This window comes from Protofrankia sp. CiT1, from assembly GCF_917627335.1.
Lineage (GTDB): Bacteria > Actinomycetota > Actinomycetes > Frankiales > Frankiaceae > Protofrankia.
Genome location: NZ_CAKJTP010000048.1, coordinates 1 through 12,588, shown reverse-complemented (window position 1 = coordinate 12,588; position 12,588 = coordinate 1). Strand labels below are relative to the sequence as shown.

12 protein-coding genes are annotated in these 12,588 nt (G+C 66.8%); 6 read left to right on the top strand and 6 right to left on the bottom strand.

The features are described 5' to 3' along the window. Nucleotides 1-95: 95 nt before the first annotated feature. Nucleotides 96-569: a DUF5666 domain-containing protein gene (locus MJ785_RS10425; RefSeq protein ID WP_239380606.1), complete on the bottom strand. Its 474-nt coding sequence runs from the start codon at nucleotides 567-569 to the stop codon at nucleotides 96-98. 613 nt (nucleotides 570-1,182) lie between these two features. Here MJ785_RS10425 and MJ785_RS10420 point away from each other — a divergent pair. After that, nucleotides 1,183-2,073 carry a helix-turn-helix transcriptional regulator gene (locus tag MJ785_RS10420; RefSeq protein ID WP_239311660.1) on the top strand — a complete coding sequence of 297 codons (891 nt, stop codon included), beginning with the start codon at nucleotides 1,183-1,185 and terminating at the stop codon, nucleotides 2,071-2,073. Between the two features lie 106 nt (nucleotides 2,074-2,179). Here MJ785_RS10420 and MJ785_RS10415 read toward each other — a convergent pair whose 3' ends face one another. Both MJ785_RS10415 and MJ785_RS10410 read right to left on the bottom strand, forming a co-directional pair. After that, nucleotides 2,180-3,856 carry a CYTH and CHAD domain-containing protein gene (locus tag MJ785_RS10415; protein WP_239311662.1) on the bottom strand — a complete coding sequence of 559 codons (1,677 nt, stop codon included), beginning with the start codon at nucleotides 3,854-3,856 and terminating at the stop codon, nucleotides 2,180-2,182. Nucleotides 3,857-4,075: 219 nt separating this feature from the next. Further along, a complete protein-coding gene (locus MJ785_RS10410; RefSeq protein WP_239311664.1) occupies nucleotides 4,076-4,921 on the bottom strand; it encodes a CPBP family intramembrane glutamic endopeptidase in 846 nt (281 codons plus the stop codon). 411 nt (nucleotides 4,922-5,332) lie between these two features. Here MJ785_RS10410 and MJ785_RS10405 point away from each other — a divergent pair, with 411 nt between their 5' ends. The 5 genes from MJ785_RS10405 (at nucleotide 5,333) to MJ785_RS10385 (ending at nucleotide 11,253) form a co-directional block, all read left to right on the top strand. Next, nucleotides 5,333-5,806: a PH domain-containing protein gene (locus tag MJ785_RS10405; protein WP_239345337.1), complete on the top strand. Its 474-nt coding sequence runs from the start codon at nucleotides 5,333-5,335 to the stop codon at nucleotides 5,804-5,806. Between the two features lie 83 nt (nucleotides 5,807-5,889). After that, entirely contained in the window at nucleotides 5,890-7,263 is a 1,374-nt protein-coding gene (locus MJ785_RS10400; RefSeq protein WP_239311666.1) for a PH domain-containing protein, read from the top strand. Nucleotides 7,264-7,355: 92 nt separating this feature from the next. Further along, the gene (locus MJ785_RS10395) at nucleotides 7,356-7,790 is read left to right on the top strand and encodes a BlaI/MecI/CopY family transcriptional regulator (protein WP_239311668.1); all 435 of its coding nucleotides are present in this window, start codon (nucleotides 7,356-7,358) and stop codon (nucleotides 7,788-7,790) included. Then, on the top strand, nucleotides 7,787-8,842 hold the full coding sequence (locus tag MJ785_RS10390) for a M56 family metallopeptidase (protein WP_239311670.1): 1,056 nt from the start codon (nucleotides 7,787-7,789) through the stop codon (nucleotides 8,840-8,842). The genes MJ785_RS10395 and MJ785_RS10390 overlap by 4 nt, the downstream gene beginning before the upstream one ends. A 278-nt stretch (nucleotides 8,843-9,120) precedes the next feature. After that, nucleotides 9,121-11,253: a SpoIIE family protein phosphatase gene (locus MJ785_RS10385; RefSeq protein ID WP_239372816.1), complete on the top strand. Its 2,133-nt coding sequence runs from the start codon at nucleotides 9,121-9,123 to the stop codon at nucleotides 11,251-11,253. Between the two features lie 117 nt (nucleotides 11,254-11,370). Here MJ785_RS10385 and MJ785_RS10380 read toward each other — a convergent pair whose 3' ends face one another. The 3 genes from MJ785_RS10380 to MJ785_RS10370 form a co-directional block, all read right to left on the bottom strand. Next, nucleotides 11,371-11,982 (bottom strand): HhH-GPD-type base excision DNA repair protein, encoded by a 612-nt coding sequence (locus MJ785_RS10380; protein WP_370652624.1) that lies wholly within the window; start codon nucleotides 11,980-11,982, stop codon nucleotides 11,371-11,373. 172 nt (nucleotides 11,983-12,154) lie between these two features. After that, nucleotides 12,155-12,382, bottom strand: a complete 228-nt coding sequence (locus MJ785_RS10375; RefSeq protein ID WP_239393689.1) for a type II toxin-antitoxin system HicA family toxin — start codon at nucleotides 12,380-12,382, stop codon at nucleotides 12,155-12,157. Further along, on the bottom strand, nucleotides 12,379-12,588 hold a 210-nt coding region (locus tag MJ785_RS10370), incomplete at its 5' end, for a type II toxin-antitoxin system HicB family antitoxin (protein WP_239380605.1). The genes MJ785_RS10370 and MJ785_RS10375, both read right to left, overlap by 4 nt.

Below are 12,588 nucleotides of genomic sequence, written 5' to 3'. Positions count from 1 at the left end.
GATCCACACCCCTGTTGCCGGGCGCTCTAAGTTCACCATCCGGCCGCTCACCGCCAGTCAGCCAGATGCCACCGCTCTCTCCCCTGACAAACGGCTCAGCTGACCTGCACGATCACGCGGAGCGCTGTCCGTGTCTGGCCGTCGACACGGGCGCCGATCACGATCTTCTCCCCGGCCTTCACCGCCGATATATCCGCTTTGTTCTTGCCTCGGCGCACAATCGTGCTATCCGTGATCGAGTAGGAGACGGTGTATCCGTCATCGCTGCGGACGGTCAACGACGAACCGGACACCGCTGTCACGGTCCCCTTCTGCACATCGAACGTCTTGAACCCGTCCGCCGTCCGCGCCACGAACTCCCCGTGCACGCCTTTGTCCGCGAGCCAGGCGCGATGGCCTCGAGCATCAGACGCCACCTCCGAGATCGGGTCGGCGGTGGCCGTCGTGGCATTCGCGGCCGGTGTGACAGGCCCTCCCGAGTCGGCCAGTGCCACGGTCGCGGCGCTACCGGCCGCGATGACCGCAGCGCCCGCCATCGCGGCGAGCTTCGTTGCCATTGATATCCTCACGCCGTCACCTCCGTTGAACGCGGCCACCGTGGTCCGCGACACCGTCACCTTGCCGGGGCGCCGTGTGTCTTTCGTCAGAGAAATGTCAGAACTGTGTGAGAACCTGTCCGGGGCCGGGCCTTTGATCAGTATGCCGGAATGACGATCTCAAACACGCGCTACGAATGCCCGACAACAGGGGCGTGGATCAAGAAGCGGGATTGAGGTGCGTGCATCGCGCGGCGACGGAGGGATGCGCCGGAGCTTGTGGGGCGACCGAGGAGCCGGGGTACCTGTGCATCGCGCGGCGATGGATGGGCAGCGATGACGCGAGGTGCGCACCCCAGCCCCGCAATGCCGCATCCTCTATTGCCGGGCGCTCCAAGCCGGGGAGCCGCGGCCGAACTCCGGCCAACCGGGGAGGGCAAGGTCGCACTGCGCTGAATGCCGCTAAGCGGCGGTCCTGCTGATGTCAACATCGACAGGTGTCCCGTAAAAGCCAGCTGCCAGGTCAACGGCACCTGCCCCGTCGACGGACAGGTGGCCATCGCTCCGCCCGCGGGTGCCCCATGGCTTCCCCCGCCGCCGGGTCTTGCGAAAAGTGTCCGGGCGATAACCGACAGGACGGTTAGCCATGACAGAAAGTACGGCGCACGGTGCGGTAGGCAACACGGCGAGCAGCGGCGTCCAACGGGAGTCCCGGCAACGCGAACTCGGTAAGTTCCTGCAGGCCCACCGTGAACGAATACCCGGGCTACCACGAGAGGAAGTGGCACAGCTGTCCGGCCTGGGGCTCGCCTGGTACACCTGGCTCGAGCAAGGACGGGTAGCGGCTTCCCGACCGGTCGTCGAAGCTGTGGCGCGCACTCTGCGGTTGGACGATCATGCTCGACGGCATGCCCTGGCACTCGCGGGCCTGCACGCCCCGCCGCGCCGGGCGCGGCACACCCACGATCAACGCCATGCTGTGGCGCGGCTGCTCCAACCCGTTCTGGACAGTTGGCCGACCAGTCCCGCGCTGCTTCTGGACCACAGCTTCGACATCATCGGCTGGAACGACGCCTATGCGGCGCTGTGGACGGACCCCGGCCTCGTCGACGATCGGCGCCGGAACCTCCTGTATCTGATGGTCACCAGCCGGCTGCTCGGCAGCACGCTGCATGAGTGGGAAGCCGTGACCAAGGCTGTGCTCGCGCAGTTCCGCTCACGCGCCGACGGCGATTTCCAGGACGAACGTGTCCAGGAGATATTCATGCTGCTCGAGGCCGACAAGCCTGACCTGAAGCAGTGGTGGGAAAACCGGTCGGCACACGAGTTCACCAGCCGGAAGGTGACGGTCGCCACCGCGACCGTCGGGGAGATCCTTTTGATCATCTCATTGTTCCGTCCCACCGACGACCCGGATGCGACCATCCTGCTGCAGACCCCGGTCACCCCCACTGACCGGGACCGGGTCCGGCAGCTGACGGAACTGCCGGCACGGTGGGTCGGCAACGACCGGTCACACGGCTTCTACGACCATTAGGGCGTGTTTCGAAGGTCATCTGTCCGGCTCGCCGCGTCCAGGCGGCCCCTGGCCGCGGCTCCCTGATCGAACGGCGGCTTCCGGAACACGCCGTAGAATGTACGGATCAGCCCAGCCAGCGGCGGTGCCGCCGCCGGGATGCCGCCGGCCAGAAGTCGATGAAATCCCGTTCCGCGGTCCGCGCACGGCATTCCTCCAGGCCCAACAACAGCCCAAGCGTGAACGCGGTCGGCTTGCCGGCATCCGCGGCCGCCGTGCCCCACCCACGAAGCAGCCCTTGTGCGACGGTGGCATCCTGATGTGTGCCGAGCAGCTCCTGGATCTGCTCGGCCAGCCTGGCGAGCTCCACCGCGTCGGACCCGAAGAGCGGTACGGCTGTCTCGGCCGCGTATCGCAAGCGCTTCGCCTGCTTGCGGGCGCTGTGCAGCTGGATGTCCCGCTCATGCCCGGACGGCGTGGCCAGGGCCGCGGCGACCTTGCGAGTCAGCCGACGATCGGCGCGTCCGATCAGCTGCGGGACAGCGATACGCGCGGGCTGCGCTGCCGGGCCACGCAGCGGTCCGGCAACCACTACCTGTAGATCAGCGATGAGCGTCAGGTAACGCTCGCTGCGCAGCATCGCCAAGGTCTCGCCGCGAGCCTCAGCCTGGCCCGCGAGCAGCTGGCTGTCAATCGTCTCGACGACCGGACCGCGCACCAGCTCACCGGGCAGTTCGGCCATCCGCCCGTCGAAGTACTCGACCATCACCTCGCAGTCGCGGGCCGCGGACAGCGCACCGGCCAGATCGCGTAGCTCCCCGTCCAGGTGGCTGCCGACCGCCGGGTCGAACATCGGCGCGAAGGTACGCAGCGTGCTGCGAAACCGGCGGGTCGCCACCCGCATCTTGTGCACGGCATCCGGTGCGTCCAGGCGCACGCGGGGATCGGTGGCGAGCAGCACCTCCACCTGGGCCGCCAGGTAGGCCCGAACCACCTCGCCGGCCGGCGACTTCGGCCGCAGCCTGCCCCGGGACGGCGCCGCCGCGGATCGCCGTTGGTTCGCCAGCGTCGGCCCCAGCGCCCGCGCGAGTTTGGACGGCTCCAGGGCCTGGGACGCGCCAGCCGCCGACAGGGTAGCGCCGACCCTGTCCAGCAGGCTGTTCTCACCAGCACCGACACGTTCGACCTCGATCTCGCGCCACTCACGGCGCCGCGGGCGCGCGGTGTTCCCGCCGAGAGTCTGGGAGCTGACGCAGTCGTCAACCACCTCGGCGAGATCAGCTCCGGTGGCATCGCGGAGGCGAATCGCCGTGCGGCTCGTGACCAGCCGCGCCACCGGTTGCAGCGGCGCACCGCGCAGGTGGACGGATACCAGCTCCACCAGCTCAGCGGGCGGAACGCTGTCTGCCCAGCCGTTGGCTGGTCCGGCGGCGGCGTGAGCGACGGCGGACACTTCCGGTACTGGATCAGCCGCGACCGGCAGCTGGCCGCTCCTTCCAGCCGGATCATTCGCCCCGTCGACGCCGTCCGCAACCGAGTAAAGGGGGCGCTGGATCTCGGTACGCTCACCAGTTTTGATCGGCAGCTTCAGGTGCCAGCCCTCGTCGTGCCCTCCGGTCCGCCGCCGGAATGTGATCTTATTGTTGGCCAGCCGAAAATCGTCGGAGTCATAGTAGACGGCTTCCAGGGTGACCGTTTCCGGCTCGGTAACGCTAGTGACTCCTTGCAACTGATCCAGCGCGGGAAGCACGAAGGCTGGATCGACCGCGAACTTACGTTCGACTTCCCTCAGTTCACTGCCCATGCCGCGCCCTTTCATCACATCCGACCGAAGCATCACCATCAACGGATGACAATAATCTCGCTGCCGGCGACAATTCGATCACGCTAATCGCACACAATAAACAACAAAAAGATAACCGTTGTTCAACGAATGTTAACTACCTTGTCGCCCCGATGCCCGCTTCGCCACCTGCCGCGATGTCTGCTTCGATGCCCACCCCAACGCCCGCGCCCAACAAGATCATGGCTGGGGGAGCCAGGACACCTTGCCGACCAAAATCACATAACCGACAAAAGCAACTGAATCGATCAGGGAATGAGCTACGACAAGTGGACCGATCCGCCCGTGACGTTGATAGATCCGACCGAACAGCAGGCCCATAAGTAAATTAGCGACAAAACCACCGAAACCCTGATACAGGTGGTACGAGCCACGCAGGACAGCGCTCGTGGCGAGCGCTGTCCGGTCGTTCCAGCCAAACCGGCGCAACCGGGTCAACAGGTAGCCGACCACAACGACCTCCTCGAGCAGCGCGTTCTCCACCGCCGACGCCAGCAGGACGGGGACGCGCCACCACACAGCCGGCAGGCTTGTGGGAACCACGGTCAGGTTCACGCCCGAGTGCCAGGCGAGCAGGTACAGCCCGAGCCCGGTACCGCCGACCATGGCGGCGAGCCCGGCCCCGAAGCCGACGTCGCGGCTGGGCTGGCGGCAGTCGAGCCCGATGGCGGACGGGCCGCCGCCGTCGCGCGCGAGCAGGTTCAGCGCCAACAGCGCGGGCACCAGCGCGGTTGCGATACCGACCAGTTGCAATGCGAGATCGAGCCACGGACGTCCCGGAGCCGCCGACGAGTTCAGCTCGGCAACCTGCCGACGAAGCGGCACAGGTGCGGTCAGGTCGCCGATGTAACGGACAGCGGCCCACAGCGCGGAGGCTCCCAGCGAGACACCGAGGACGAGCCACACCTCGGCTACGAACAGCCGCCGGGACAACGGCCGGCCGACCCCGCCCAGGCCACCAGCGCCAGCGGCTGACCGGTCGGCCTCGATCGGTACCACGGTCCGCTCATCCCCACGCACACCCATCTGGCGACCGTAGCCGTCCAGGCGAACCGCACGTCCTGATGGCCGGCTCCGCATGCTGCCCGCCCAGATTCTGACGGCGGATGTCACCGGCCGAGGGCTCCGGCTCCGCGAAGACTCTGGACAACAGCACCAGCACAGGACAAAATCATCCTAACCACAACAACTATGATCTTAAAATACAAAAAAGATCCTATTTACTCTATAAAATCCATACATTGCATAAAATATATGTATCGTATGCACTCGAGAAGTGCGTACCGAGCGGGCACGGCAACATGCAGATGGGACAAAACGGCAGATGACATCCTGCTCTGTCACGCTCACCCCAGCGCCGAGCCCACGGCTCCGGGCCGCTGACCGCGAAGCGGATATCCCACGGCAACGGGCTGACAGGCCCAGCGAACGGATCACATGAACGACGCCCAGGACTGGACAGCTCCGTCCACGCGCCTGCTGGTCATGCGCCGGATCCAGCTGGCTCTCATCGCCACTCCGACGATCACGACCGTCGGCCTGCTGGGCGCATTCATAGGCTCAGCGGGGCTCGGCGGACTACTCGCTCTGGTGATCGCCGCCGTGGTGCTGGCCTGGGAACGGCTTCTCCATCACCGGATCAGGGCCTGGGCCTATGCCGAACGCGAGGACGACCTCCTCATTCGACGGGGTGTCATGATTCGCAAACTTTCCGTGATTCCCTACGGCAGGATGCAGTTCGTCGACGTCACCGCTGGGCCCGTTGAGCGCATGTTCGGGCTCGCTACTGTACGCATGCACACCGCAGCCGCAGCGAGTGACGCCAGAATCCCGGGACTCCTCGCGGCCGAAGCGGCCCGGCTCCGTGACGCGCTGGCCGCTCTGGGCGAAGCCAAAGCGGCCGGGCTGTGAACAGCGCCGACGAGCACTCCGCTATGGACGGAACGGCGATACACCGGTTGACGGCGGGGCCGTCCAGGGCAGAAGCGTCCGCGATGGCCGGACCGGCCGGTGAGCAAGCCGGTGAACAGGCCGGTGAGCGGAGCGACGGCCAACCCATCGCGGGACTTGCCGGCGGATGGCGCCGTCTGCACCCTCTGTCACCGCTGGTACGGGCCGGTCGCCACCTCGTGGTGCTGGCGACTCTCCTGCTGTCCGGCGCCGTAACCCACCAGCAGGACAGCGGTGGGCAGGGACGCTACTGGGATCTCGCGGTTGTCGCCGTGGTCGTCGTCATCGGTGTGATCTCGTGGCTGGTCACCCGGTGGCAGGTTGACAACGGCACGCTGCGAATCGAGACAGGGCTGCTGCGCCGCAGCTCGCAGCGGTACCCGCTATCCCAGATCCAGGCGATCGACCTGGTGGAATCCGGGCTGGCGCGGGTGCTGGGCCTCGCCGAACTCCATCTGCGGATGGCGGCATCCGGTGGCTCCGCCGGCCGGCTGGCCTGTCTACGCAAGGCGGACGCGGAGATCCTGCGGGCACGCCTGCTGGCCCTCGCGCACGGGGTCGCCGAGGATTCACCGCCACCCCCGGAACAGCTGCTGGTGGCGCTGTCCACCCGGCGGCTGGCCACCTCCATACTGCTGAGCGGCCAGGGAGTTGTCACGATAGGCGCGACCGTCGTCTTCGCCGCGGTCGCGGTAGCGATCCCGGCGGCCATCGGTGCTCTGGGGGGTGCCGTGGGTCTCCTGATCGGGATGCTCACCGCGGCTTGGCGGCGTTTCAACAGCGGCTTCGAGCTCACCGTCTCCGTCGCCGCCGACGGCCTCCATCTGCGCTCGGGCGCGATCCAGACCGCCACGGAGACGATTCCGTTCGGCCGTGTCCAAGCGGTCCAGCTGGTCGAACCGCTCCTGTGGCGGCCATTGCGCTGGTGCCGCCTCGAGGTCGAGGTGGCGGGCCGGCGGGTCAGGAACGAGAACAGGCCCGAGGGACGCCAGCTGCGGGCTGTGCTGCCGGTCGGGGACCATGGCCAAGCCGCGTTCTTACTGTCCCAGCTCATTCCCGCGGCGCCCACCGCCGATCGGCGCGCCCCGGCCCGCGCCCGGTGGAAAGCTCCACTGCGCTACCGCTACCTCGCCTGGGGAGACAGCAAGACCTGTATCGTAACGACGAACGGTCGGGTACGCCGAGTCACACGATGGGTCCCGTTGGAAAAAGTCCAGAGCATCCGCCGGGTCCAGGGACCACTACAGCGGATGTTCGGCCTGGCCACGATCCATCTCGATACCGCCGGTCGACGCATCCAGGCGGAACTTACCGATCGTGACGTCGAAGAAGCCGACCATCAGTTGGCTGTCATTCCCGGCCGCTGCCGAGCGGCCCGCCGCACTGCACGCCTACCGCGGCCCTTTCATGGCCAGTGATCCTTATAGCCGCTTCTGTCGGGCCGTGGGCCAGCTTCACGAGATCTATGGATCAGGTCACGTCATCTCTTGGCGCGTCGTAGAGTGGACCCATGGCGCGCCTGGGTGACCTTGAGCGGTCAGTCATGGACGTACTGTGGGATACAGACGGTTGGCTGACCGCGCGTGAGGTAGCGACCCGCCTCGACCACGAACGCGACCTTGCCTACACCACCGTCCTCACGGTGCTGGAACGCCTCGAGCGCAAGGGTTTCGTCCAACGGGAGCGCGCCGAGCGCGCGCACCGCTACCGGGCGTCGAGCAGCAGGGACGCCGTTGTCGCCGAGGCCATGCTGGCGGTCCTCGACACCACCGATGATCGCGGCTCGGCGCTGGTCCGCTTCGTCGGTTCGGTCTCCCCGGCCGAAGCCGAGATCCTTCGCCGGGCGCTGACCCGGCCGGCGGGCGCCGAGGATGATGGATCGGACACACTGCGTCCACAGGACGAACCACCTCCTGCCGACAGAGGTACTGTTCACCCGCTATGACGACCGCGGCCGTTCTCACCCTGTTCGCGTGCACCCTTGCGTGGCCGGTTCCGCGGCTGCTCGCGGCGGCCCGTTGGCCGTCCCGCTGCCCGCGGTCGGCGATCGTGCTGTGGCAGGCCGTCGGGCTTGCGGGCGGAGTCTCCGCGCTGCTAGCGGTGATCGCTTTCACCTTCGCGCCGCTGTCGACGAACATGCCGGTGAGTGTCCGCGACCATGCCAGCCATCTGGCGGCCGGTGAGCCGCTGGCCGGGCTCGGCTGGATCAACCTGATCGGTCTCGCGGTGGCATCCGCGCTTGCCGCCCGCCTGTTCGGCGTACTCGCCCTATGCACATCCCGGACCCTGCGGCAACGGCGCCGTCACCGCCATCTGGTCGACCTCGCCGGTCACGACCACGGTGAACAGGCCTGCCGACGTAGTCGGCTCCGCGTTCTGGACCATCCGGTCGCGGTCGCATACTGCCTGCCCGGTGTGCGTCACACCCGGGTAGTCGTCTCCAAAGGGCTGCTCACCGCGCTCGCCGCGGACGAGCTGGAAGCCGTCCTCGTGCACGAGGAAGCTCATGCTCGGAGCCGCCACGATCTCGTCATCCAGCCTTTCGTGGCCTGGCAGGAAACGTTCCCCTTTCTGTCACCGGCCCGTGAAGCAACCGCCGCGGTGTCTCTGTTGGTCGAGATGCTCGCCGATGACGCCGCTGCCCGGCGCACCAGCGGGCAGACGCTCGCGCGCGCACTGGCCAGGCTCGGCGTCGCCCGCTCCCCGGTGCCGGCGGGCGCGGTCGCGATCAGCGGTGTGCCCCAGCACCAGCTGTCTGAACGATGCCGGACGCTGTGGCCGGCGCGTGCCAGCCACAGCAGCGGCACGATAGACAGCGGGGACACGAACGCTCCGGTGGCCGAGAGCGCCCGGTCGCCGATCGACACTCCGTTGGTCGCCCGCATCTCGCGCCTGCTGGATCCATCGCCCCGGACGCCGCTGTGGGCGCATGCGACGATCTATCTGACGGCCGCCGCCGTCAGCGCGTTCCCCGTGTTCGTCCTGGTGACCGTCTGAGCGCGTGCCCCGCCCTCGCATTGGTCCTCGCATTTCGATTCGCCCCCGCGTTCGCCCCGCGTTTGGTCGCGGCTGGCAGCGGGCATCGCCAACCACATGCCTGACCGGCGGAAAAGCGGCGCGTTTGATCTTTTCAACTCGTCGCGTCACTCACCAGGATGGATTTGTTCACGCCAAGCGTATTCGACCTCGGCCACAAGGTGACAACAGCACAAGGCGATAGCGGCACAAGGTGACAACATGGATACGTCTCGTTTCTCTTCGGCTCACACGCGCTGATGGTCCGACGTACGGGTATCCCGGGTCGTCGTGAACCAGCAAGATCGGACGAGCTGGAAAGCCTTGAGCTGGCCGCGCGACTCACTGACTTGGCTCCAATTGGCCTCCTGATTGTCGACACAGAGCTACGAATACGTTACATGAACAAGACCATACTCGCCTTCAACGGTCTGTCCACGGCGGACATCGGAGACAAGACGATCGCGGAGCTGCTTCCCGATATAGATCCTCAGGCATGGGATGTGATCCGGCGGGTGCTGGACACCGGGAAGCCGATCATCGATGTTGAAATCACCGGACGCACCCCGGCAAGCTGGCCGCACCGCCGCATATGGAGCGCTTCTCACTATCCGATCCGCGATCGGCACGGCGTCACGACGGCGATCGGTGTGGCCGCGATCGACATCACCGAACAACGACAGGCGGAAGCCGATCGCGAGGCCGTGGAACAGCGGCTGCGCCTGCTGGGGCGGGCCAGCGGGCTGGTCGGCGCGTCCCTGAAACTACCGGACACGCTGGCGGCGATCGTCGACCTCGCCGTCCCCGAATTCGCCGACAACTGCGAGGTCCTCCTGGCCGACGAAACGCTCGACGCCGACACCCACCCGGACAGGCTGGCGCTACGCGGAGCCAGGCACGCCAACACGCCGCGCTCCGCCTCGCCAACTCCGATCAATACCGTGGGAACTCTGGTCTATCTTGATCAGGATAATCCCGCTCATCGAGCATTCGCCACGCGCCGACCAGTGCTTTTCGACATAACAGAACGAATAATACACAGCGTCCAAATGTCCGAACCGCACGACTTTTTCGAGCAGGTCGCGATCGACATGGCGATCGTGGTTCCGCTGCTGGTGGGCCGGCAGTTCTTCGGGGTCGTCTACTTCGGCATCGGCTCGTCCCGGCGTCGTTATACCGACTGGGACGTGCAGACCGCGGCCGAACTGGGAAGCAGGATCTCCAGTGCGGTGGCCAACGCCCGAGCCTACGCCAGCCAGCGCGCCGCCGCCATCGCTTTGCAACGCGGCCTGCTGCCGCACGAAACCCCCGCCGTCGAAGGCCTGGACATCGCCTGGCGTTATGAACCTGGGACGGCCGGTACTGAAGTTGGTGGCGACTGGTTCGACATCATCCCGCTGTCTGCGGGCAGGGTCGCGCTGGTCATCGGTGACGTCATGGGCCGGGGCCTCACGGCTGCGGCCGTCATGGGGCAGGTCCGTTCCGCCGTCCGCGCCTTCGCCGCTCTCGACCTGCCCGCGGCCGACGTCCTCACCCATCTCGACGACCTTGTCCAGAACCTCGGCAGCGGCCCCGATCAAACGCTCATCAGCTGTATCTATGCGATTTTCGAGCCGGCTACCGGCACTATCTGCATTGCCAACGCGGGCCATCTGGATCCCGTCCTCACCTGTCCGGACGGAAAGGTCCGCCGCCTCGAAGGCCACGGCGATCCGATCCTCGGCCTCGGGCTGGGGGAACAGACGTACACCGAAACACGGCACGTGTTCGCAGCCGAAACCACACTTGCGCTCTTCACCGACGGCCTGGTCGAGTCCCCCACCGTCGGCATCGACGAAGGCTGTCGACGCATCGAGCTCATGTTCAGCTCCATCCATCGTGACGCCGAACAGAAACAGGCGCATGATCTCGGCAGGACCGCCGACCGGATGCTCAGCCTCATCGACCGGGGCGAAGGCTACGACGATGACGTCGCGCTGCTACTCGTCCGTGCCACCACCACCGCTACCACCGCCACCACCGCGATCGCCCCGCGTCCCCAGGCAGCCAAGGCCGCGCGCGAAGCCGTCCTGAGCGCCCTCAGCCGCTGGGAAGTCATAGGCGCTGCCTTCACCGTCGAACTGCTGGTCAGCGAACTGGTCACCAATGCGATCCGGTATGCGAACGCCCCGGGCCAACTGATCCTACGGCGCGGCCAGCACGCCCTCTATGTCGAGGTCTCCGACGAAGACACCCGGGTTCCCCGCCTGCTGCATCCCACCGTCGACGACGAGGGCGGCCGCGGCCTGCAGCTCGTCGCCGAACTGGCCACCCGCTGGGGCGCCAGGCCCACCCGGACCGGTAAGACCGTCTGGTTCCAGCTCGATCTCCCTGCGCCGACTGAAAACGACTGACCGGGTGCAGCTGGACGGCAACTCGTCAAGAATCCGGCCGCCCGCCCCGCACATGCTCATCTACCGCGTGGCGCGGTACGGCAATGACACGTATGTTGGAAACAACAAAACCGCAGTTCAGCCGGTAGATACCTTGGTGGCGGCCTTCATCGCCTTCTTGTAGGCACGAACCTTGTCACGGGTGACCGTGTCGATGATGTCGGCGATCGAAAGGTACGATCCGTCATCCCCGAACGGTGCGGACACCTCCCGCCAGCCTGGCGGCGTCACGCCAAGCTGCTTGCCAAGAAGCGCCACAAAAATCTTGGCTTTCTGCGTACCGAAACCCGGCAGTGCCGCCACCCGCCTCAGTAGCTCCTTGCCGTCGGCCGCGGTCGTCCACACGCGAGCCGCGTTGCCGTCGTAGGTGTCGACGATGAGCTGACACATGCTCTGCACCCGCTTGGCCATCGAACCGGGGAACCGATGCAGCGCCGGCTGCTGGGAGAAGGCCGCGCCGAGTTCGTCTGGGTCGGCCCTGGCGAGATCCGCCGCGTTCAGGGAACGACCAAGCCGTCGGGCCAGCTCGCAGGGAGCCGCGAACGCCCGCTCAAGAGGAATCTGTTGGTCCAGCACCATCCCGATCAGCAACGCGAGCGGATCGTTCGTCAGCAGCTCGTCCGCCTCGGCGATCTGACTCAGATGCAGTCCCACGACATCACCGTAGCCGGACCGGGGCAGCCGTCGCATCGCTGGTCCGGTCGCTGCACGGTCGACGCCGCCGCGGCCCGTCCCACCCGGCCGTCGGCGTCCGGGCGGGGTGCACCGCGGTCGTGCCGACCCCGGCCTCGCCACCTTTGGGCTGGGCTCACTGCTGTGCGGCCTGGCGCCCAGCATCGGCTGGCTGACCACGGGCCCCCGCTCAGCTGAGCAGAGTTCGCAGCTCCTCGGCGTCCATACCGGCCTGGCGAAGGATCGAGGCGAGGGTACCCGTCGCCAGTTCACGGTGCAGCGGCACGATCACGGTACGGGCCACAACCTTGTGCCGGAGCTTGCAGTGCGAGCCTCTTGTGCTCACCTCGTCAAAGCCCGCACGACGCAATGCCCGGACAACCTCCGGACCTGAGACTCTGGGGAGCGTGGGTGTCACGCCGACAAGCGGACGTTGACGGGCGCGACGATCGGCCCGTCAACGGAGACTGTCGGAACCGGCTCATCTTCGAAGTACAGCTCCAGCGCCTCGCGCAGGTTCGCCAGCGACTCCTCCACGCTTGGGCCCTGACTTGCCACCTCGACCTCAAGGGCCCGCGCCACGTACCAGTCGCCTTCGTGGGTGACGATCGCGGTCAGCCGGAC

Coding starts and splice junctions, on each gene's coding strand:
- MJ785_RS10420 (WP_239311660.1), top strand. CDS start 1,183: ATGACAGAAAGTACGGCGCACGGTGCGGTAGGCAACACGGCGAGCAGC.
- MJ785_RS10415 (WP_239311662.1), bottom strand. CDS start 3,856: ATGGGCAGTGAACTGAGGGAAGTCGAACGTAAGTTCGCGGTCGATCCA.
- MJ785_RS10410 (WP_239311664.1), bottom strand. CDS start 4,921: ATGGGTGTGCGTGGGGATGAGCGGACCGTGGTACCGATCGAGGCCGAC.
- MJ785_RS10405 (WP_239345337.1), top strand. CDS start 5,333: ATGAACGACGCCCAGGACTGGACAGCTCCGTCCACGCGCCTGCTGGTC.
- MJ785_RS10400 (WP_239311666.1), top strand. CDS start 5,890: ATGGCCGGACCGGCCGGTGAGCAAGCCGGTGAACAGGCCGGTGAGCGG.
- MJ785_RS10395 (WP_239311668.1), top strand. CDS start 7,356: ATGGCGCGCCTGGGTGACCTTGAGCGGTCAGTCATGGACGTACTGTGG.
- MJ785_RS10390 (WP_239311670.1), top strand. CDS start 7,787: ATGACGACCGCGGCCGTTCTCACCCTGTTCGCGTGCACCCTTGCGTGG.
- MJ785_RS10385 (WP_239372816.1), top strand. CDS start 9,121: ATGGTCCGACGTACGGGTATCCCGGGTCGTCGTGAACCAGCAAGATCG.
- MJ785_RS10380 (WP_370652624.1), bottom strand. CDS start 11,982: ATGCGACGGCTGCCCCGGTCCGGCTACGGTGATGTCGTGGGACTGCAT.